Source organism: Thermosipho sp. (in: thermotogales), from assembly GCF_020054775.1.
GTDB classification, from domain to species: Bacteria; Thermotogota; Thermotogae; order Thermotogales; family Fervidobacteriaceae; genus Thermosipho; species Thermosipho africanus.
Genome location: NZ_JAIHAP010000010.1, coordinates 22607 through 44449, shown reverse-complemented (window position 1 = coordinate 44449; position 21843 = coordinate 22607). Strand labels below are relative to the sequence as shown.

The window sequence follows — 21843 nt, the reverse complement described above, 5'->3', positions numbered from 1 at the left end:
TTGAAATTGAAAATTTTGAAGAAAGTCCTAGTTATTACTATTCACTTTACTTAAAAATAAAAGAAAACTTGGAAGATGCTAAGAAGATTAATAACTTTGTTGCTAGTTTATCAAGTATAAAAGATTTTAATTTTTTAAAAGTATTATCTAAAATAGCACTATGGATATGCGAAGAATTTAGTTGTGATTATAAATTTGCAAAGGTATTATCTTCAATATTATCTTCAAAAGTTGCAAATTATAATTATGAACTTACGTATTACTTTATATTGTTGAGTTTAAATGATGCTATAAAGCAAGAATGAAAATTTTTAAGAATAATGGAGGTTAATATTTCTTTCATTATTTTAGATAGTGATATATAATAAGATTAGAAATAAAAATAAAGGAGGAGTTGGACTTGTTAGAATCACTAATGGCTTTTTTTCAAAGTACGGCATTTATGAATTTAACGATTGGTAATATAGTTATGTTTGCTGTTGCGGGTATTTTAATATATATAGCAATAGCAAAAGATGCTGAACCATTGTTATTAATACCTATAGCTTTTGGAATTATTCTTGCAAATGTACCTCCAGATGTGACGGGAATTTTAAATCCTCCTACAGAAACTTCACCTGGCGGTGTGCTCTGGTATTTGCAACAGGGCTTGGTTCTGGGAATTTACCCTCCATTGATATTTTTAGGTATAGGTGCTTTAACTGACTTTTCATTTATGCTTTCTTATCCAATTACAATTTTCCTTGGTGGAGCGGCACAGATGGGGATATTTATAACATTTCTTTTAGCTAAATTTTTTGGTTTTAGTCTAAAGCAAGCTGCTTCGATAGGAATTATTGGAGGAGCAGATGGACCTACCTCAATATATATTACTTCTAAATTTGCACCAGAACTATTATCAATAATTGCAATTTCGGCATATTCATATATAGCACTAATTCCTGTTTTACAACCTATGGTTTCAAAAATGCTTACAACAAAGGAAGAAAGAAGAATAAGAATGAAACCACCTAGAAAAGTAACAAAAACTGAAAGGGTACTATTTCCAATTGTAACAACTATAATAGTTGCTTTGATAATTCCAAAATCGTTGCCATTGATAGGTATGCTTATGTTTGGAAATCTTTTAAGAGAGGCTGGAGTTGTTAAGAGATTAGTAGAAGCTGCAAGTAGGTATATTTTAGACACAGTAACAATTTTATTGTGTGTTTCAGTTGGTGCATCTGCAAGAGCGGATATTTTCTTAACACCTAAATCTCTTTTAGTATTTGGAATGGGCGCGGTAGCATTTGTTACTGCAATAACTTTTGGAATTTTATTTGCAAAATTGATGAACTTGTTTTTGAAAGATAAAATAAATCCATTAATTGGTGCAGCAGGAGTATCCGCGGTTCCAGATTCTGCAAGGGTTGCGCAAAGAATTGCACAAGAAGAAGATCCAACAAACTTTATTTTAATGCATGCAATGAGCCCAAATGTTGCTGGTGTTATTGGTTCAGCTGTTGCCGCAGGAATATTCTTATCATTAATTTAGTGAGGTGGTTTTAGATGGCAAAAAGAAGTTTTAGAGTAGATATAAATTATGATTGGTGTAAAAGCTGTGGGATTTGTTATCATACGTGTCCAACAAAAACTATCAAGGAGGGAGAACTTAAAAGACCGGTAGTTGAAGATCATTCTACCTGTATTGGCTGTCTTATATGTGAAAATTTGTGTCCAGATTTTGCTATAAACATTGTAGATATAACTGAAAAAGTAGGTGAAAAAAATGGGTAAACTTGTTTTTTGGCAAGGAAACGAAGCTGCAGCCTATGGGGCTTTAAAGGCAGGATGTAGATTTTACGCAGGATATCCTATAACCCCATCTTCAGAAATTGCAGAAACCATGGCAAGAGAGCTTCCAAAAGTAAATGGTGTCTTTATACAGATGGAAGATGAAATAGGGAGTGCAGCAGCTATAATAGGTGCTTCTCTTGCTGGTGTAAAATCAATGACTGCAACAAGTGGGCCGGGTTTTAGCTTAATGCAAGAAGCATTAGGATACGCAATAATGACTGAAACGCCTTGTGTATTTGTAAATGTGATGAGGGGAGGACCTTCAACAGGTTTACCAACTAAACCTGCTCAAGGCGATATAATGCAGGCAAGATGGGGAACTCACGGGGACCATGCCATAATAGCTTTGTATCCTTCAACTGTTGAAGAGGTATATAGATATATGATAGAAGCATTTAATTTAGCTGAAATATATAGAACTCCAGTAGTATTTTTGATGGATGAAACACTTGGTCATATGAGAGAAGCTTTTGAGTTGCCTGATTTAAAGAATGTTGAGATTGTAAATAGAATTTCTGAAAAAGAACTAGAGGAAGAAGAAATATTTGTTCCATATGTTGAAAGTGAATATGCAGAGCCAAAACCAACTGCATTAGTTGAAATGGGAAAAACAAGATTCCATGTTTCGGGCCTTGTCCACGATGAATCAGGTTTTCCAAATGCAGCATATGAAACAGCAGAAAAACTTATTAAGAGATTATCTAACAAAATTAAATTACATATTGACGAAATTTCAATATATGACGAATATTTAACAGAAGATGCAGAAGTTTTGGTAATTGCATATGGAATAGTTGCAAGAAGCGCAAAAGAAGCAGTGAAAATTGCAAGAAATGATAAAATGAGGGTAGGATTGTTTAAACCAATAACAATATGGCCACTTCCAGTTCACGAACTTAGAAAAAGGCTTTCAAAAGTTGAAGCTGTAGTAATTCCAGAAATGAATTTGGGACAATATGGAAGGGAAATTTTAAGATTGGTAAAACCAGGAACGAAAGTTAAATTTATTAATAAAGTAGGTGGAGAATTAATTACGCCTGAAGAAATACTTGATGGAATTAATGAAATTCTAACAGAAGGATATGATTACTAGCAGTTAAATAAAAGTAATTAAAAAAATGGCTTTGGGTAAACCCCAAAGCCATTTTTTATATTAAGAAATTTTAATCAAGCATTGGCATTCTTAAATTATGTTTTTTAGCAGTTTCGATTGCAATTTCATAGCCGGCATCAGCATGTCTTACAACTCCCAAACCAACATCATTTGTTAAGACTCTTTCAAGTTTTTTGTGTGCTAGGTCTGTTCCATCTGCAACTATAACCATACCAGCGTGTAAGGAATAACCAATACCAACACCACCACCATGATGGAATGATACCCATGTTGCACCACTTGCTACATTTAACATGGCATTTAAAATTGGCCAGTCTGCAATTGCATCACTTCCATCTTTCATAGCTTCAGTTTCTCTATATGGACTTGCTACTGATCCAGTATCATGGTGATCCCTTCCAATGACTATAGGTGCTTCTAATTCACCTTTTTTGACCATTTCATTAATTGCAAGTCCAAATTCCGCACGTTCTCCTTGCCCAAGCCAGCAAATTCTTGCAGGTAATCCTTGCCATTTTACTTTCTTTTGTGCAAGTTCTATCCATTTTCTTAGGTGATCATCATATGGGAATAACTCGAGAACTTTCTTATCGGTTTTGTAAATATCCTCAGGATTTCCAGATAGAGCAGCCCATCTAAATGGTCCTTTTCCTTCGGCAAATAAATCTCTAATATATTCGGGTACATATCCTGGGATATTAAATGCATCTTTTACACCGTGATCATATGCAAGTCTTCTAATATTATTACCGTACTCAAATACTTTTGCACCTTGTTTTTGCATTTCAAGGATTGCATTAATATGTTTTACAACGCTCTCATAAACTAATTCTAAGTATTTCTGAGGATTTTCTTTTCTTAATTTTAATGCTTCCTCAAATGACATTCCAGCTGGAACGTATCCAGTTAGTGGATCGTGGGCTGCAGTTTGGTCAGTAACTATATCAGGGATTATTCCTCTTTTAACAAGTTCAGGATGAACATCTGCTGCATTGGCAAGAAGTGCAACAGATAATGGTCTTTCTTCTTTAACTGCTTTTTGAACCATTTCAAGAGCTTCATCTAAGTTATCAGTCCAAGTATCAAGATATCCAGTATTAAGTCTTCTTTCAATCATTCTTTTGTCTATTTCAACTGCAAGTACAACACCATCATTTAATGTTACTGCAAGAGGTTGAGCTCCACCCATTTCACCGAGTCCAGCTGTAAGTACCCATTTTCCTTTTAAAGTTCCACCAAAATATTTTTTTGCAACTGCATAAAAAGTTTCATATGTTCCTTGCAAAATACCTTGAGTTCCTATATATATCCAGCTTCCAGCGGTCATTTGACCATACATTATAAGGCCTCTTTCTTCTAATTCTCTAAAATATTCCCAATTTGCCCATTTTGGTACCAAGTTTGAATTTGCAATCAAAACACGAGGAGCCCATTCACTTGTTTTAAATACTGCAACTGGTTTTCCACTTTGTACAAGTAATGTTTCATCCATTTCCAAAGTTTTTAGTGTTTCCACTATTTTATCAAAACATTGCCAGTTTCTTGCAGCTCTACCAGTTCCACCATACACAATTAGATTTGCAGGGTCTCTTGCAACTTCTGGATCAAGGTTGTTCATAAGCATTCTCATTGGAGCTTCCGTTTGCCAACTTTTACACGATAATGTTGTCCCCCTAGGTGCTCTAATAATTCTTTCCATAGTTTTTCCCCCTTTTCTTTTATGAATTTGCAATTAAATAGGCATAGACCTTGGTATCTTCAATTAAGTTTTTAATTACAACATATTCATTAGGTTGATGGGCAGTTTCATCAATAGTGGCCCAAACAGCAGCTGGTAAACCTTCATTTCTTAAAATTGCAGCACAAGTTCCACCACCAATTCCTCCTACTCTTGGTGTTATATTTCTCATTTCTTTAATTGCATTTATTAATTTAACTACTATTTCTGAATTTTTATCAGTAGGAGGGGCCGCTTGTTCAAATTGGAGTTTTTCAATTTGGATTTTTACTCCATTTTCTTTTTCAAATTTTTCACCTAAACTTACAATGTTTTTAAAAATTTCCTCTAAATTATATTTTGGTAATATCCTACAATCAAAATAGAAAATATCTGTACCAGGAATGGTATTTACATTTTCAACGTTGGGTTCTTTTTTAGTTGGTTCAAATGAACTTTTTGGATAATCAAAAAGTAGATCTTCTTCGTTATAATTTGAATTTAAATATTCATCTAAAATTGTTAAAAATCTTGCTCCGTATCTGTGAGCATTTTTAGCAATATCAGGCCTTGAAGCATGAGCTTGTTTTCCGGAAACAATTACTTTAAACCAAAGTATTGATTTTTCGGCTATTTCAATAAATGAACCGTCAGGTTCTCCTGAATCAGGTACAATAAACAAATCATTTTTACTAAAAAGATTTTGTTTAACAAGATATTTAATACCGTAATCGGAACCAGTTTCTTCATCAGAAACAAAAGCTAAAGCAATATTATCTTTTGAACGAATACCTAGATCCATTATTGTCTTCAAACCATATAAAGATGCAATTAAAGAAGATCCATTATCTTCCGCGCCTCGCCCGTAAATTTTTCCATCTTTCTCTACAGGTGTAAAAGGATCATTTTCCCACAAACTTAAATCTCCAGCTGGTACTTTGTCCATATGTGTAATTATCCAAATTGTTCTTTTTCCAACTGTTCCATTATATCTGGCAACGATATTTGGCCTGAATCCATACGGAACAATTTCATCTTTAGCATCATACCTTTCAATTGAATCAAAACCCCAGTCTTTTATTAAACTTTGAAGCCATTCAGCCATTTCTTTTTCACCTGGGCCTCCGGATCTTGGGTTCACTGAGTTGATTGAAATAAACTTTTTCATCGAATTTTTAATGTCTTCTTGAATTTCTTCAACTCTTTTGATAATCTTTTCTTTCATTGTTTTTCCCCCTTTTCATTTATTTTTTTATATGCTTCGTGTGCAATTAAAGCTGTCATTCCCCAGATAATATGATCATTATATTCAAAAAACATAACTTTGTATTTTCCACTTCTCCATTTATAATCCTTTCCATTTGGAATTAGATGAAATGGGAAAGAACTAGGAGGAATGACTTTTACTTTTAAGTCATATGTATACTTAGGTGATTTAAAAATTTCAATTGGCACTTCAATAGTTTTTTCGACTTCATATTTGTTTATATTTAAATTAGAGCTTTCTAAAATACCAATAAAGGGATGTATAATAATATTAAATGGAGTATAAACTGGAGGAAGATTTGAAATTATATTTGGTCGTACACCAATTTCTTCTACTGTTTCTCTTATTGCAGCACTTTTTGGACTTTCTCCATATTCTATTTTCCCACCTGGAAAAGATATTTCCCCTGGTTGTATTCTTAGTAAATTTGATCTAATTTCGAATAAAAAATATTTTTTATTAACGACAGGAACTACAACAGCATATTCTTCTGCACCTATAAACATATTAGTCACCTCAGTTAGAAATTTACAGAAGATGAGTTTAAATTATTTTTGTAAATGCTGTACCAAGAATCACTTGGCATGTCATTTGTTGATAATGCATAAATATTTTTTCCGATTATAAATAAATTTCCAATATTGTCCATTACCAGAAATTTTGAGTTTTCAAAAAAGTTATTGTATACTATATTATAATTTTTTAAATCAATTACATACAATTTATTACCGCTTGATAAAACATATAGAAATTTATTTCCAACAATACCATCTTGAATATTTTCATCAAGTGTCAATATCAAGTTATCATTTTTATAGATATTATTTTCTTTGAATGTATATCTATTATTTAGTATGTCGAGTAACATGAAAGAATTTTCAGGGGGAATTTGAGGGTTTTCTAATGAAAAAGCTAAGTTTTTGACATTTCCAACAAACTTATCTTTTTTATTGTTTTTCCATATATACCCCATACCATCTACAATGTAAACACTTCCTGATAATGAAACGAAAGGTCCAGAAATAGGCCATTTCCCAACATCATAGTGGTTCAAAATTTTACCGTCTTTAATTTCATATAAAACTCCATTGTCGGATACCACATAAATTATTTGACCGTCAAAAGCAGCCCCTAAAGTTAGATCAGAATCAAGTTCTACTTTCCACATTAGGTTTCCATTAAAATCAAATTGATATACGTAATCATCCCAGCATGTAACTAAAAGCCCATCATTATTTAGAGTAAGATGTCCAGTAACAATGAAAGGTAAAGTATAATTCCATGTAATTTTTCCATCTTCGATTTTGAATATTTTCCCATTTGTTGCGGCTACGTAGAGAGTACCATCTTTGGCAACGGGTTTTGATGTTATCTCTTGATCTAGGTTTATTTGCCATAAAAGCTTAACTTTATTATCTGTAAAGTTAATTTCATGACTAACATTAATAAAAGCAATTATTTTGAATGGATAAGTTGTAACATTAAAATCTTTTGTAATTAGGTAATTACCTACTATTATATTTTCACCATCAGTGATTATTTTATTGCCATTAACATTTTTGGAGAATATTAGTTTATTATTTTCATCGTAAAATTGCAATAAGTTATTTTTTAAAATAACATGATAACCGTTGTATACATAATCATCAGCTATATTGAATTTTTTTATGAACTTTGGAAATTTAGGATTTTCAATATCAAAAATTGATAAATCTGAAGAAGAAAAAACTGCAAGTTTTCCATTTGCAATTCTAATTTTATGTATTTTTCCATTATTAGGACTTAGCGACCATACAATTTTTCCGTTATCCAAAGCAACAACATTCCCCATATTTATACCAAATATAACGTCTTTATAAACAAAAGGATGTTCAAGATTCGAAATGATTCTTATTAATTCAAGTTTTCCATTTTCGAATTTATATAATCTATTGTTAGATAAAAAATAACCTTCTCCAATGTAGATTGGAGATTCTATATAAATTTCCTTTTTTGTAAAAATATCAACTATTGAATCATTATAAATTGCATAAATTTTGTTGTCTAAAAAGCAAATATCCTTAAATTTTCCATCCAATATTTTGTCGGTTGATTTATAAATTCCTCCATCAGTAAGAAAATAAATTTGAGAAAATAGGAGCAGTGTAAGAAAAACAAATAATATAGATAATAGTTTCTTCATTTTACACACCTTTCATATTTTCAAGTTGTAAAAGTAAAAATTTAAGATATTTTGTTTCAAGAATATTTAATACATAAGGATGATCGTATGGTTGATCTCCACGAAAGAGAATTCTTGCCAATTTTCCAGCATCAACTGCTGCTGAAAATATAATATTTTTAAAATCTTCTTCCGTAATTACTTGAGTACATGAAGAAGTTGCAAGAATTCCATTATTTTTAAGTATCTTCATTGCTCTTAAATTTATCTCTTTGTAGCCCCTTTTTGCATTAGCTTTGCTATTTGCATTTTTTGCAAAAGCTGGTGGGTCAATTGAGATAATATCAAATATTTTTGAATTGTTGTCATAAGATTTCAAAATATCAAAGGCATTTCCGATTATAGTATCGTAATTTTTAAAATTGTTTTTCTTGGCAGTAATGTTTACCACTTCAATTGCTCTTTCAGAATAATCTAAAAACGTTACATGTTTTGCACCAAACTTTAGCATATGCATTCCAAAATTACCAGTGTAACAAAATGCGTCTAGACATATGGCATCTTTTGAATAATTTTTTAGTGATAAAGCATTAAATCTTTGATCTAAAAATGCACCAGTTTTTTGTCCTAAAGTATCAGCGAAGAATAAAATATCATTTACTTTATAAGGTATTAATTCAGGCCCTGATTTATAGATCCAACCAACAGATTCTTGAAGTCCTTCTTTTATTCTTGAGGAACTTTCTGATTTTTCAAATATTCCTTTTGGAGAAAAAGTATTTATCAATATATCTAATATTTCGTTTTTAAACTTTTCCATTCCAAGAGTGTTAATTTCAATTACTATATAATCTCCAAATTTGTCGGCTATGATTCCAGGTAAATTATCGGCTTCTGAAAAAATAATTCTAAAGCTTTCTTCTTTTGGATTTCTTCTAAGTAATGCTTCTTTTATTCTTTTTTCAAAAAAACTTTTGTTTATTTCTTCATTTAATCTTGTTAAAATTCTAATCCTTATTTTAGAGTTAAAATTAATGTAACCTTTACCAACAAAACGCCTTTCGTGGTTAAAGACACTAACAATATCACCATTTTGAGGTGTTCCATCTATGTGTTCGATTTCATTTTCATAAATCCATGGATGTCCATTTTTAACTCTATTTTTAATTTTTTTCTTTAAATAAACTTTCATTATTACCCTCCAAACAAACCAGATTCTTCAAAGAACCATTTATAAGCTTTTATAATTTTCTCTTTGGTATAATTTCCAGGTGTAACTTTTACATGGGAAGAATTTTTAACTCTTTCAGCCCATTTTTCAATTTCATCATCACTAACTTCAAAATTTAAATTAATTTCTAGTTTTTTAAGAAAATTGAGGATATTTCCCATGATTGCTTTAATTTCTTCGGCTTTTTTTGAGCCTGAGTTTTCTATTTCAAAAGGTAGAAAAACTGCCGTGGCAAGACCATGTTTAATATTTTTATCGGTTGTAAGAGAGTAACCTAATGAATGGGCTATTGTTGTTCCAGTAACACTTATAGCTACCCCTGCATACATTGATGCAAGCATTAAATTTCTTCTTAATGAATAATCAGAAAGGTTGTTAACAAGTTTTGGTAAATCTTGAGAAATAATTTCGATTGCTTTGAATGCGTAAAGATCTGAGAAAGAGTTTGACTTCAGAGAAAGTGCAGATTCAACTGCATGAGACAGGGCGTCAAGACCTGTAGAAATCGTAAGTTCTTTTGACATGGTTAAAGTATATTTGGGTTCAAGGATTGACAGTGTAGGGAATACTATTTCATGCTTGAATCCTTTTTTTACGTTATTGATAGTTAGTACAGAATATTGTGTTACTTCACTTCCTGTACCCGAGGTTGTTGGAATACAGATTATTTTAGATGCAGTTTTGTATTTACCTTGATCATAAAGGTCTTCAATTGAAATATCGTTTTTACACAAGACAGCGATGGCCTTGGCGGCGTCCATTGGACTACCACCGCCAAGACCAACAATTACATCCCAGTTTTTACCAAATTTCCTTATAATTTCTTCTATCATTTCTTTAGGAGGGTTTTCAAGTGTTTCGTCAAAAATTTCATATTTTTTGTTCAATTTTTCAAAGATATTTGTTAATTCCTCAAGACTTCCATTTTTTTTAGAGCTTTTTCCTGTTATTATTAAAAAGCTTTCACCAAGTTTTTTTATTTCATCTACTGATTCATTGTAGTTGTCTTCGAAGAAAACCTTTGTTGGAAGAAAGAACCTCAATACTATCACTCCTCAAAATTATATTTAAATACAGGTTTTCTTGAAGCGCTAACATCGTCGAGGCGTCTTACAGGAGTATTATATGGTGCACCTTTTACAAGCTCGGGATTTTCACGTGCTTCATTAAATATTTTTTCAAGTATTTGAGCAAATTTATCTAATGTATCTTTACTTTCAGTTTCAGTAGGTTCAATCATAAAGTCTTCATGGACAATTAATGGGAAATACATCGTTGGAGCGTGGATTCCGTAGTCTAATAATCTTTTAGCAATATCTAATGCTTTCACACCGGTTTCTTTTGTTAATTTTTCACATGTAGATACAAATTCGTGCATACATATTCCTGGATATGCTATATCCATTATTTTGCTTACTTTAACTCTCAAATAGTTGGCGTTTAAAACAGCCATTTCTCCAGCTTTTTTCAATCCATCTTTTCCCATTGTTTTAATATATGTATATGCTCTAACCATGACTGAGAAATTTCCAAAATAGCTTCTTATAAATCCTATACTTTCAGGTTTATTATAATTTAATGTGTATTTATCCTCAATTTTAACTATTTCTGGAACTGGTAAAAACTTAGCAAGGTGTTTTTTTACACCAACTGGTCCGCTTCCAGGTCCTCCCATTCCATGAGGAGTACTAAATGTTTTATGAAGATTTAAGTGGACAATATCGAATCCCATATCTCCAGGTCTTGTTCTTCCCAAAATTGCATTTAAATTTGCTCCATCATAATAGAGAAGAGCCCCTTTATTATGTGCCATTTGTGCAATTTTTAATATATCTTTTTCAAATAATCCAAGAGTATTTGGGTTTGTAAGCATGATTACTGCAACAGTTTCATCTAAGACTTTTTCAAGTTCATTTAAGTCAACTCTTCCATCTGGTCCTGATTTTATTTCAATTACATCAAATCCAGCCATTCTAGCTGAAGCTGGGTTAGTTCCATGTGCACTATCGGGCACAATTACCTTTGTTCTTTTGGTATCACCACGACTTAAGTGATAGGCTCTTGATATTAATATTCCAGTTAACTCACCATGAGCCCCTGCAGATGGTATTAACGTCATATCATCCATTCCAGTAATTTCACAGAGCATTTCTTTGAGATCGTACATTAACTTTAAAGCACCTTGAACAGTTTCATGTGGCTGAAATGGATGGATCATACTAAATTCTTCAAATGAGGCCACTTTTTCATTTACTTTTGGATTGTATTTCATTGTACATGAACCAAGTGGGTAAAAACCAACATCTACTGAATAATTTTTTGCAGAAAGATTGGTATAATGTCTTACAACATCGACTTCGCTAACTTGAGGAAGTCTTGGCAAGGATTTTCTTAAAAGATGCTCTGGAAGATTTATTTCGTAATCTTTTATATTATTGTCAGGTAGCTGAAAACCTATTCTTCCTTCTTTGGAGATTTCAAAAATTGTCATTTATTTCCCTCCAATCCTATTAAAAATGTTTTAATAGCTCATCAATGCTTTCTTTTGTGTTTACTTCAGTACAGCATGCAAGAGCAGAATTTTTAAAGTTTGGCATTGCCTTTTCTAATGGTAGAGGACCAAGTATTCCATCATTGGCCATTGTTTTCCATTTCTCATAATAGTTTTCTCCTGCATTAAATACAAATTCGTTAAAGAAAGGTCCATTAAATGTCAAATTGTAACCTTTTTCAACTAATTTTTCTGCAAGATAGTGAGCAGCGTTATAAGACATTCTTGCTACTTTTCTAAGTCCTTCAGGCCCCATAATAGACATATAAATTGCATTTTTAAGGGCCATTAATGCATGGTTAGAACAAATGTTTGAAGTTGCTTTTGCTCTTCTAATATGTTGTTCTCTGGTTTGTAAAATCATAACGTAACCTTTTTTCCCATCAACGTCTTTTGTTTCACCAATTATTCTTCCTGGCATTTTTCTTACGTGTTTTGCTAAAGTTGTGAAGAAACCTATTCCAGGTCCGCCATAATTTGGGGTTATTCCAAGAGATTGACCTTCACCAACTACAATGTCAACACCAAATTTACCAGGAGCTTCCAATATAGAAAGCGCTATTGGTTCACTTACTACTATATAAACTACATTGTCTGGAAGTATTTCTTTTATCTGTTTTAAATCTTCTACAATTCCAAAAAAGTTAGGATAACCAACTACAACTGCCGATGTGTTATCATCAATCTTAGATTTTAGATCTTCTAGATCTATTGTTCCGTTTTCAGTCCATTTAACAGTTTCAATTTCAATATTTTGTGGAGTACAATATGTTTTGCTTGTAGCCAAAAATTCAGGGTTTATAGAACCAGCGGCAAGAATTTTTGTTTTATTATTAATTCTAACAGCCATTAACATTGCTTCAGCAAGGGCAGTTGCTCCGTCATACATTGAAGAATTTGCTACATCCATTCCAGTAAGTTCACACATCATGGTTTGATATTCAAATAAAGCTTGCAAAGTTCCTTGGGAAACTTCAGCTTGATAAGGTGTATAGGCGGTAACGAAATTTTGGTTATTGGATAATGTTTCAACTACAGTTGGAATGTAATGGAAATATATTCCAGCACCTGCAAAAACCTTTTCTGGTTCAAAGACTTTGTTGAGTTTACTTAATGATTTAATTTCTTTTAAAACTGAAAATTCATCTTTTCCATTTTCAAGATTGTATTCTTCAATTGTTTTTGGAACATCCAAATATAAATCTTCTATAGAATTAATACCTATTTCTTTTAACATTTCCTTTATTTCTTCTTCAGTATGTGGAATATATCTGTGCATATTCACTCATCCTTTCTTTTTTATTTTTTCTTTTTTGATCTTACACTTCCTCTATAAAATGGCATTTTTACTATTTCAGCTTTAACCAATTTGTTTCTAATTTCTATTTCAATTATATCTCCTGACTTATAACCAGTTTCTATTAATGCCATGCCAATTGATTCGTTTAATGTAGGTGAAAAGGTACCACTTGTAACTACACCAATTTCTCTTCCATTTTTGAAAACTTTGTAGCCGTGCCTTGCTATTCCCTTATCTATTAACTTGAAACCTTTTAATCTTCTTTTTAAACCTTCTTCAAGTTGCTTTTCTAAAGCAGCTTTTCCAACAAATTCTTTGTCAAATTTTACGGCCCATTTTATACCTGCTTCTAGTGGTGTTACTGTTTCATCCATGTCATTGCCATATAGTAGTAGTGAAGCTTCAAGCCTCAAAGTATCTCTAGCACCAAGTCCTGCGGGTTTAACACCTAAATTAAGTAATTCTTCCCATATTTTTACTATACCATCTTTATCAGTAGTATAAATTTCAAAACCATCTTCTCCTGTATAACCTGTTCTAGATATTAAAGCTTCAACATCTTTTACTTTTCCGAAAACAAATGTATAGTATTCTATATTTTCTAATTCTATATCAGTCAATTTTTGCAAAGTCTTTTGTGCATTTGGACCTTGTATTGCTATTAGTGCATAGTCATCTGATTTATTTTCTAACTTGACATCGAAGTTTAATGCTACGTTTTTCATCCATTCAAAGTCTTTTTCAATGTTTGCGGCATTTATAACAAGGAAAGCTTTTTCGTCTGAAATTTTATATGCAAGCAAATCGTCTATGAATCCTCCATTTTCATTACACATAGCTGTATAAACAATTTCACCATTTGAGAGATTTTTAAAATCATTGGTAATTAAATAATTAACAAAATTAGTTGAATCTTTTCCTTCAACTAATACTTGTCCCATATGAGAAACATCAAACATACCAACATCTTTTCTAACAGCAATTACTTCGTCTTTAATCCCAGTGTATTGAATAGGCATTTGAAAACCTGCAAACTCAACCATTTTGGCCCCTAGCTTTACGTGCTGCTCATACAATGGTGTATATTTCATATATAATTCCTCCTTTTTAAAAGAATTAAGCAAATTATTTGCTTCATCAAAAAGATCTTTAGGTACATAAATTTCAAAAAAAGAAGTTGAACCAAAATAAGCTTTGGGGAATGGTTCATCAGCTGATTTTATAACACAATCGATATTGTTTGTTTTTAGCATTCCTTCAATTAACCTTGCATTTATTTCACCATCAACCTCTAAAAGTTTTTTCCACACAATTTCATCTCCATTCTTATTCTAACACCAGAATTTAAAGTGTTAAAATTCAGTTATGAACAATAAAATGTAATTATTAAAAATATTTATATTCATTCTTTGTCATGTTAATTTATGTTAATTTTCCCAAAACCTTTTTGGAACTATACTTAGATGGGAATTATCTTTTTTATAACGACCAACTTTTGCACAAGGTTTTCCATTAACCTCAACTATGTCTGCTGTTACATCAATCTTTTTCTTTAATAATTTTGAGCCAACACCATATACATCTGCAGGAACTTGTAACTTTTCAAAAAGTCTTATTTTTTCTTCGTCAAAACCACCAGAAACTACAATTTTCAAATCCTTTAGTCCAACTTTATCAAATTCTTGTCTTGCACGCCAGACAAGTTCTGGGCAAACACCAAAAGAACTTTCATCTTTTGGAACTACGGATTTATCTCTTAAATTTCCTGAAGTGTCAAATCTTACACCCCAAATTTTGTTTTTACCTTCTCCAATAATAATAGATGGATCTGTCTGACCTAAAATGAATTTTTTCCCTGTGACATATTCATAAAAACTTTTTACTACTTTAAAAGTTGTGTTTATTACGTCGTTGTCCCAATCTACTAGGAATATTCTATTTACATGTTCTGGCATATATTTATCAAAAGCAATTGATGCAATATCTGTTTGCCCGTTATATGCAGCAATTAAAGCATGAGGAATTGTTCCCATAGATTCAATACCCCAATAGTCGGCATTTGCATCTGTTGAAACACCAAATGCTCCAGCCTTTAGTGCAGCATAGCCATCAGTGGCTTGAACCCAGAAATGATCAAAGCGAGCACTAAAAAACAGTATTGGCTTTCCATTGGCAGCTTTTACGACTCTTTTTACTGCGGTTGCTGTACTTGAAGCTCTTGCAATAACACCTAGCAATACAGTTTCAAGATAACCAAAATATGTAGGATCGCCTTCTATTGTTAGAATAGGCGTCCCTTCTTTTACATCATCTCCATCATAAGCTGCTCTTACTTCAATTTCATCCCACTTATCTACCCAGAGATCGTTTAGTTTTAATCTAAGCTGCCATTTGTTTTCAGTTAATTTAACTATTTCTTTTATATCTCCTTCAATACTAAGACTTTGCATTTTTTTATCTATTTCAAGCATATTTGAAAATAATTCTCTTGCTTTATCTTCATCTTTATAGTATCCAGTACAAAACTTTAGTATTGCAAGTGCTTCATCAATACCACATATAGTTGCATCTTGGCGTGGAAAGAATTGGTAATAAACCCTTGGATGGTGGTTATCCTGCTTTAAAATTTCAACATACCTTGTAAAATACTTATCAGAGTAATAGCCCATTCTTATTTTATCAATAGGTAATTTGAATACCTTTGGATGAAGTCTAGTCATAATCTTCCTCCTTTTTTATATCCTATTTTTTCTTCTGTCTCTGTAAAATAATGGAATTAATAAAGCTAAAAGTATTGAGAGAATAGAAAACCAATCACCGAATTTTTGATAAAGTGTTTTTGTGTTCTTTGGCTTTATGTTTAAAATTCCGGTAGTTTGATTTCTAAGTGGAAGGATTTTTTGAATTCTTCCAAAATTATCTACTACACCACTTATGCCTGTGTTTGAAACCTGTACTACATATCTTTGATTTTCTATTGCTCTAAAAACAATTTTTGAAAAATGTTGCCATAGAGCAGTATCATGCTTGTACCAACCGTCATTTGTAATGACAAATAGAACTTTTGCTCCATTATTTGAAAGATTTCTTGAAATTTCAGGGAAATAGCTTTCAAAACAAATTTGAATACCAAATTCAGGGAATCCATCGATTTTAAATGTTTTGAATTCATCTCCTGGAGTAAAATATGCTACTCCTTTTAAGAATTCAAACTTTTTAAAGAATTTTTCATATGGTAAGAACTCAACAAATGGAAAGAGTTTTATTTTATCGTACTTACCTACTAGATTTCCATTGGCATAAACTAAAGCACTATTTTTAGGTTGTGAGTCATAAGTTGGAAAACCTAAAATAATAGGTTTTCTTTTGCTTATATTTTTTAATTTTTCTTCAAGCTGAGAATTTCTGATATCTTCGGTTGCAAAAACTGCCTCTGGCAAGATATGAAGGTAGTTATTGGGAGTATTAGCAATTAAATTTTCAATGTTGTACATAATTTTTTCGCTTTTTGATGTGTATTTTATTTGTTGTTCGTAGTTTGTTTGAACTGCAACTATTGGAACATTAGCGCTATTAAGTGGAAGGTTAGTTGAAACTATCCAATTTGCAAGATATATAAAGCTAATTGTGATTATAATTACTTGTATTTTTGACTTTTTAATGTAGAGTATGTAATTAATGAGCACTATTAAAAACACTATTCCAAGAGTTCCTGTAATTGATGCGATTTGAATAATACCAATATCTTTATATAAGGCATCGGAAAGTCGAATACCAGTAAACCCTAGTTCACCAATTCCGCGTAAAAACTCTGAAAATGTAAATGCAGAAGATACAAATAGTGCTTTTGGAATATCACCTTTTATTCTGTCTATAAAATAACCATATAATGCACCAAATAATAGAAAAGGAATAGCTTCAACTAGACATAAAAGTAAATATACAAAGAAACCAGTTACAGAAGAAAATTTTCCAAAAAATTCTGGAAGATTTTTTGTAAGAATCGGAATTACCCAATACAATGAGATAAAAGTCAATAAGTATTCATATAAAAATGCATACAAAAATGAAAGTTTTCTATTTTCCATTGATTTAAATAAAAATATTAGTGAAAACCAAACAATACCGCCCCATAGAAAGCCTGGCATTGAAAGTGCTGTAAGAATTGATGAGATTATTGCAAAAATCATAACTATCCCACCTATGAGAATAATTCTATAGATTTTTTTAGATAATAAGCAACTTTGTCTTGTTCATCTTTTTTTAGATCTGTGTAAAATGGGATTGCAAGTGTTCTTTTTGAAAGTTCTTCTGTTATAGGTAACATACCTTTTTTGTATCCCAAATTTCTGTATAACGGCTGGAGATGTACTGGAGAAAAATAGTTTCTGGATTCTATGCCATTTTCACTTAAATATTTTATAACCTTATTTATGTCAACACCTTCAGGCAATTTTATAACATAAACAAACCAAGACATTTTTGTAACATAGTCTTTTATAGTTGGAATTTCTACGAAATCTAAAATCTTGTTATAATACATTGCAACTTTATTTCTTTTTTCAATAATATAGTCAATTTTTTTCATTTGTGAATACCCAAGAGCAGCAGACATTTCATCTAACCTATAGTTATAACCAATTATTTCATGAGAGAGCCAGCCATTGTTTGTTCTTCCTTGATTACGCATAGCCCTAGAAAGATGAGCTATTTCTTCGTCGTTGGTTACTATTATTCCTCCTTCACCAGTGGTTATTTGCTTGTTAGGATAAAAAGCGAAAGCACCAGCTTTACCAAAAGTGCCGCATTTTTTTCCTTTATATTCACTGCCCAAAGCCTCACATGAGTCTTCAATGATTTGAATGTTATATTTTTCTGCAATTTTTATAATTTTTTCCCAATTTAACGGATGACCAAATATATCTACAGCCATTAAAAATTTTACTTTTTTGGGGTCATATTTTGTTTTACCTGAATACACCATTTCCATGAACTCTTCTAGAGCATCTGGATCAATATTACCTGTATCCTTTTCAATATCTATAAATACTGGAATGCCTTTTTCAAAAAGGGCAACATTTGCGGAGGCAATAAAAGTAAACGAAGGAACTAATATAATATCGCCTTCTTGAAAAGATAAGGATTTTAATATCAAATGTAGTGCTGAAGTTCCGCTGTTGACAGCAATAGCGTATTTTACTCCGATATATTTTGCTACTATATCTTCGAATTTTTCTAAGTAAGGACCTAACGCTAGTCTACCACTTTTTAAAACGTTTAAAACTTCATCAATATCTTCTTTTGAAATTGAAGCATTTGAAAGTGGTATTTTCATTTAATTTCCCCCTAAATATTGAGTTTTAGTTCACTAATAAGTATAACACAGTTATTAGAAAATTTGCAGGTATTAACTTTATTAGAAAGATAAACTAAAATAACTTATGTTTTAGTCAATGGATGAATTTAGTGACTTAAGGAGGAAACATAGATAAGTTAGGCAGTTTAATAATAGTAATTAGGAGATTTAGTTGCGTTAATAAGAAAAAGTCTTTTTGTTTTTATTTTTTTATCATTTGCTGGAAATTTTTTCTTTTATTAACTCTGCTAACTTTCTTGCGGAATTATCATTAAGATGTACACCATCAATTGTTGTAACAAGATTTCTTTTTTTGCTGACAATATTTGAAATTTTTGGAGATCTAACAAAAATAGAATCAAGTACCATTTTAAATGGCTTTTTGGAAATAAAATATTTGTTTGTATTAGTTTTTAATTGAGATTTTTGCCAAGAATTGAAGTCAACTAATTTAAACGGGTAATCTTTACATAATTTATGAATTATTTTATTGTATTCGTCAACTTTTTTGTTTAACTCATTATTTAAATCTTCTCCTATACATGGTATATTTATGATTAAAACGTTTTTACCCACCAAAAGTTCTAATAAGTTTTTATAGTTTTTTTCAAATTCTTCGATGTTTTTTGAGGGTATTCTTCCAGAAGCAATAATTTTTTTAACTGTTTTTTGCCATTCTGGTGAGTAGTTATATAAGAATGGCAAAAGTATATCATTAGTTCCAATTTCAATTATGATATTTTCTACAGTTTGACTATTTAGAAAAATTCTAAGCCTATTGTATAGGCCAAGAGTAGTATCTCCGCCTTTTCCATAATTAAGAAATTCTTTTCCTAAATATTTTACGTATGACACTCCTGGTATTCCTTCTGTTATGCTGTCACCAAAACAGTAGTACATATTCTCACCTTGTTATTATTTATTGTTTATTGTAATTCTATTTTAACATGAATTAAGTTTTTTAATTACTTTTTCAAGTCTGTATAGCATTTCATCTATTTCATGATGCGTAATATTAAGGGCAGGGAGTAATCTAATAGTGTTACTTTTTACAACATTTAGTAGTATTTTTTCATTTAAACCATATTCAATGATTTTTTCTGAATAATTGTTATTATTCATCTCAATTCCTAGCATCAAACCAATTCCTTTAATTTCTTTAATTATTGGATAATTTTTCTTTAAAGTTAATAATTTATTTTTTAGGTAGCTTGATTTTTCTTTTACACTATCTAAAAATGTTTTTGTTATTCTATTGATAACAGTTTTTCCTGCAGCAAGAGAAACAGGATTTGGTGCAAAAGTTGAACCATGATCACCAACAGAAAAAACATCTTTATATTTCCCTGTAAATATAGCGGCAGATAGTGGAAGACCGCCACCAAGTGATTTTGCAACTGTTACGATATCCGGATTAAGATTAAAATTTTGATATGAGTAAAATTCTCCTGTTCTTCCTAAGCCAGCTTGAACTTCGTCTGCAACGACAATGTAATCATAAATATCTTTATACTTATTTATTACTTCTACAAAATCTTTGTCAACGGTATCAAGTCCACCACTTCCGTGTACACATTCAACAAAAATTGCAGATATTTTTTTTCCTTCATTTTCAATAAAATTTTCAAGTTTTTTTGAATCATTAAATGGTAAAAATGCAATTTTTGAAAGTAATGGTTCAAATTGTTCTCTTAAATTTTGAAATCCAGTTATAGAAAGTGAACCGATTGATCTTCCATGAAAATTATTTTCAAATGAAATAATAATTCCTTTTTTTAATTTCTTTATAGCTTTCAAAGCTGCTTCGTTAGCTTCTGTTCCTGAGTTTGCAAAAAATACAGTACCATCTTTTTTGGTTTCTTCTACAAGTCTTTTTGCTAGAAAAATTGCATTTTCATCGATAAAAAAGTTTGAAATGTGCGTATATTTTTTTATTTGCTTTGAAATTGCTTTGTTAATTTCTTCATCGCAATGCCCAAATGAAAGAACTCCTATTCCAGAAAATGTGTCAAGGTATTTTTCACCACTTTCATCATAAATCCATATTCCTTTAGCATTTTTAACTTTTATTGGTAATCTTTTGTAAGTGTTTGAAATAAACATGTTTTCATCCTCCAAGTGAAAATTCTTTTGCAAGTTCTTTTAATAATAGTTCAGATTTTTCTTTAGAAACTAAGACAGAAATTTTTATTTCTGAAGTAGTGACCAATTCTGGAATAATGTTATTTTCATAAAGAACTTTGAAGAATCTTGCGGCTACACCTGGACTTGATTTCATACCAACTCCAACAACTGATACTTTATCAAACATTCCCTGATAAGACATTTCAATTAATGGATTTGCTGCCTTTATTGACTTTTCTATAGTTTCTCTAAGATCATTTAATACTGAAAATGATAAATGGAATTTTTCATTATCAGCAAACATTGAAATCATGTCAATGTTTATTTTATTATTACTTAATGTTTCAAATATTTTTTCAATTATTTTTTTGTCTTTCGGAAGGTTATTTAAAGTTATTTTTATTTGATCCTTTTCTATAGTTGCACCTGTAACTACAGGTTGTTCTAGCCATTCTGGTAATTTATCAACCACCCAAGTTCCCTCCTCTTCAGAAAAAGTTGAAGCACAATATATTTTTATATTGTATTTTTTTGCAAGTTCAACAGCTCTAGAATGTAATACCTTTGCACCAAGAGAAGATAATTCTAACATATCATCATATGTTATGTATTTTAATTTTTTAGCTGATTTAACTATTCTTGGATCGCATGTATATACCCCATCTACATCACTGTAAATTTCACAATTGACATTTAACTTTGCAGCTATTGCAACTGCACTAGTATCGGAACCACCTCTTCCAAGAGTTGTAAGATCGCCATCTTCTGTTATACCTTGAAAACCAGTTACAATGATAACTTCATTTTTTTGAAGCTCATTATTTAATTTATCTATATCGATATCAATTATTCTAGCCTTTGTATGATCGGTTGTTGTTTTTATATTTAATTGGAAAGCGTTTAATGATTTTGATTTAATTCCAAGTTCATTTAATGCAATTGAAAGTAAAGCTACAGACATTTGTTCTCCAGTTGTTAAAAGCATATCCATTTCTCTAGGATGGGGATTTTTACTTAAAGATTTAGCAAGATTAATAAGGTTATCGGTAGTTTTTCCCATTGCAGAGACGATTACAATGACCTTATCGCCATTTTCTATTCTTTTTTTTATCCTATTTGCAACTTTTAAAATTTTATCCACATCTGCTACTGATGATCCACCATACTTTTGTACAACAATCATTTG

Annotated in this window: 18 protein-coding genes and 1 pseudogene; 4 read left to right on the top strand and 15 right to left on the bottom strand. The window is 31.0% G+C overall.

Translation table 11 applies throughout. The annotated features are described in order from the left end of the window. The 4 genes and pseudogenes from JG780_RS03465 to JG780_RS03450 all read left to right on the top strand — a co-directional run. A pseudogene (locus tag JG780_RS03465) lies at positions 1 to 305 on the top strand (hypothetical protein); the annotation flags it as partial. Positions 306 to 400: 95 nt separating this feature from the next. Then, the gene (locus tag JG780_RS03460; protein WP_287569209.1) at positions 401 to 1534 is read left to right on the top strand and encodes a sodium ion-translocating decarboxylase subunit beta; all 1134 of its coding nucleotides are present in this window, start codon (positions 401 to 403) and stop codon (positions 1532 to 1534) included. A gap of 14 nt (positions 1535 to 1548) precedes the next feature. Beyond that, positions 1549 to 1776, top strand: a complete 228-nt coding sequence (locus JG780_RS03455; protein WP_114702373.1) for a 4Fe-4S dicluster domain-containing protein — start codon at positions 1549 to 1551, stop codon at positions 1774 to 1776. Next, positions 1769 to 2929: a 2-oxoacid:acceptor oxidoreductase subunit alpha gene (locus JG780_RS03450; protein ID WP_114702374.1), complete on the top strand. Its 1161-nt coding sequence runs from the start codon at positions 1769 to 1771 to the stop codon at positions 2927 to 2929. The genes JG780_RS03455 and JG780_RS03450 overlap by 8 nt, the downstream gene beginning before the upstream one ends. A 70-nt stretch (positions 2930 to 2999) precedes the next feature. Here JG780_RS03450 and hutU read toward each other — a convergent pair whose 3' ends face one another. The 15 genes from hutU to JG780_RS03375 form a co-directional block, all read right to left on the bottom strand. Next, positions 3000 to 4649 (bottom strand): urocanate hydratase, encoded by a 1650-nt coding sequence (hutU, locus tag JG780_RS03445; protein ID WP_004103679.1) that lies wholly within the window; start codon positions 4647 to 4649, stop codon positions 3000 to 3002. Positions 4650 to 4668: 19 nt separating this feature from the next. Next, the gene (locus JG780_RS03440) at positions 4669 to 5892 is read right to left on the bottom strand and encodes a M20 family metallo-hydrolase (protein WP_287569207.1); all 1224 of its coding nucleotides are present in this window, start codon (positions 5890 to 5892) and stop codon (positions 4669 to 4671) included. Then, positions 5889 to 6440 carry an NUDIX hydrolase gene (locus JG780_RS03435; RefSeq protein WP_287569206.1) on the bottom strand — a complete coding sequence of 184 codons (552 nt, stop codon included), beginning with the start codon at positions 6438 to 6440 and terminating at the stop codon, positions 5889 to 5891. Before JG780_RS03435 ends, JG780_RS03440 begins: the two co-directional genes overlap by 4 nt. Positions 6441 to 6454: 14 nt before the next feature. After that, entirely contained in the window at positions 6455 to 8116 is a 1662-nt protein-coding gene (locus JG780_RS03430) for an outer membrane protein assembly factor BamB family protein (protein ID WP_287569205.1), read from the bottom strand. A 1-nt stretch (position 8117) separates the two neighbouring features. Next, positions 8118 to 9287 carry a class I SAM-dependent rRNA methyltransferase gene (locus JG780_RS03425; RefSeq protein WP_287569204.1) on the bottom strand — a complete coding sequence of 390 codons (1170 nt, stop codon included), beginning with the start codon at positions 9285 to 9287 and terminating at the stop codon, positions 8118 to 8120. Between the two features lie 2 nt (positions 9288 to 9289). Next, entirely contained in the window at positions 9290 to 10378 is a 1089-nt protein-coding gene (locus JG780_RS03420; RefSeq protein ID WP_287569203.1) for an iron-containing alcohol dehydrogenase family protein, read from the bottom strand. Further along, a complete protein-coding gene (gene gcvPB / locus JG780_RS03415) occupies positions 10375 to 11817 on the bottom strand; it encodes an aminomethyl-transferring glycine dehydrogenase subunit GcvPB (RefSeq protein WP_287569202.1) in 1443 nt (480 codons plus the stop codon). Before gcvPB ends, JG780_RS03420 begins: the two co-directional genes overlap by 4 nt. Before the next feature lie 19 nt (positions 11818 to 11836). Then, entirely contained in the window at positions 11837 to 13156 is a 1320-nt protein-coding gene (gcvPA, locus tag JG780_RS03410) for an aminomethyl-transferring glycine dehydrogenase subunit GcvPA (protein ID WP_287569201.1), read from the bottom strand. Between the two features lie 20 nt (positions 13157 to 13176). After that, complete coding sequence (gene gcvT / locus JG780_RS03405) at positions 13177 to 14487, bottom strand: glycine cleavage system aminomethyltransferase GcvT (RefSeq protein WP_287569200.1); 1311 nt, start codon at positions 14485 to 14487, stop codon at positions 13177 to 13179. 117 nt (positions 14488 to 14604) lie between these two features. Then, positions 14605 to 15897: a nicotinate phosphoribosyltransferase gene (locus tag JG780_RS03400; protein ID WP_004103663.1), complete on the bottom strand. Its 1293-nt coding sequence runs from the start codon at positions 15895 to 15897 to the stop codon at positions 14605 to 14607. Positions 15898 to 15912: 15 nt separating this feature from the next. After that, the gene (lnt, locus tag JG780_RS03395; protein ID WP_287569199.1) at positions 15913 to 17367 is read right to left on the bottom strand and encodes an apolipoprotein N-acyltransferase; all 1455 of its coding nucleotides are present in this window, start codon (positions 17365 to 17367) and stop codon (positions 15913 to 15915) included. A gap of 11 nt (positions 17368 to 17378) precedes the next feature. Then, positions 17379 to 18512: a DegT/DnrJ/EryC1/StrS family aminotransferase gene (locus JG780_RS03390; protein WP_287569198.1), complete on the bottom strand. Its 1134-nt coding sequence runs from the start codon at positions 18510 to 18512 to the stop codon at positions 17379 to 17381. A 234-nt stretch (positions 18513 to 18746) separates the two neighbouring features. Continuing rightward, on the bottom strand, positions 18747 to 19433 hold the full coding sequence (locus tag JG780_RS03385) for an SGNH/GDSL hydrolase family protein (protein ID WP_287569197.1): 687 nt from the start codon (positions 19431 to 19433) through the stop codon (positions 18747 to 18749). Positions 19434 to 19475: 42 nt separating this feature from the next. Further along, positions 19476 to 20636 carry an aspartate aminotransferase family protein gene (locus JG780_RS03380; protein WP_287569195.1) on the bottom strand — a complete coding sequence of 387 codons (1161 nt, stop codon included), beginning with the start codon at positions 20634 to 20636 and terminating at the stop codon, positions 19476 to 19478. Between the two features lie 4 nt (positions 20637 to 20640). Beyond that, positions 20641 to 21840: an aspartate kinase gene (locus JG780_RS03375; RefSeq protein ID WP_287569194.1), complete on the bottom strand. Its 1200-nt coding sequence runs from the start codon at positions 21838 to 21840 to the stop codon at positions 20641 to 20643. Positions 21841 to 21843: the final 3 nt, after the last annotated feature.

Excerpts from the sequence above, each read along its gene's own strand:
- JG780_RS03455 (WP_114702373.1), top strand. The coding sequence starts at position 1,549 with ATGGCAAAAAGAAGTTTTAGAGTAGATATAAATTATGATTGGTGTAAA.
- JG780_RS03450 (WP_114702374.1), top strand. The coding sequence starts at position 1,769 with ATGGGTAAACTTGTTTTTTGGCAAGGAAACGAAGCTGCAGCCTATGGG.
- hutU (WP_004103679.1), bottom strand. The coding sequence starts at position 4,649 with ATGGAAAGAATTATTAGAGCACCTAGGGGGACAACATTATCGTGTAAA.
- JG780_RS03440 (WP_287569207.1), bottom strand. The coding sequence starts at position 5,892 with ATGAAAGAAAAGATTATCAAAAGAGTTGAAGAAATTCAAGAAGACATT.
- JG780_RS03435 (WP_287569206.1), bottom strand. The coding sequence starts at position 6,440 with ATGTTTATAGGTGCAGAAGAATATGCTGTTGTAGTTCCTGTCGTTAAT.
- JG780_RS03430 (WP_287569205.1), bottom strand. The coding sequence starts at position 8,116 with ATGAAGAAACTATTATCTATATTATTTGTTTTTCTTACACTGCTCCTA.
- JG780_RS03425 (WP_287569204.1), bottom strand. The coding sequence starts at position 9,287 with ATGAAAGTTTATTTAAAGAAAAAAATTAAAAATAGAGTTAAAAATGGA.
- gcvPB (WP_287569202.1), bottom strand. The coding sequence starts at position 11,817 with ATGACAATTTTTGAAATCTCCAAAGAAGGAAGAATAGGTTTTCAGCTA.
- gcvPA (WP_287569201.1), bottom strand. The coding sequence starts at position 13,156 with ATGCACAGATATATTCCACATACTGAAGAAGAAATAAAGGAAATGTTA.
- JG780_RS03400 (WP_004103663.1), bottom strand. The coding sequence starts at position 15,897 with ATGACTAGACTTCATCCAAAGGTATTCAAATTACCTATTGATAAAATA.
- lnt (WP_287569199.1), bottom strand. The coding sequence starts at position 17,367 with ATGATTTTTGCAATAATCTCATCAATTCTTACAGCACTTTCAATGCCA.
- JG780_RS03390 (WP_287569198.1), bottom strand. The coding sequence starts at position 18,512 with ATGAAAATACCACTTTCAAATGCTTCAATTTCAAAAGAAGATATTGAT.
- JG780_RS03385 (WP_287569197.1), bottom strand. The coding sequence starts at position 19,433 with ATGTACTACTGTTTTGGTGACAGCATAACAGAAGGAATACCAGGAGTG.
- JG780_RS03380 (WP_287569195.1), bottom strand. The coding sequence starts at position 20,636 with ATGTTTATTTCAAACACTTACAAAAGATTACCAATAAAAGTTAAAAAT.
- JG780_RS03375 (WP_287569194.1), bottom strand. The coding sequence starts at position 21,840 with ATGATTGTTGTACAAAAGTATGGTGGATCATCAGTAGCAGATGTGGAT.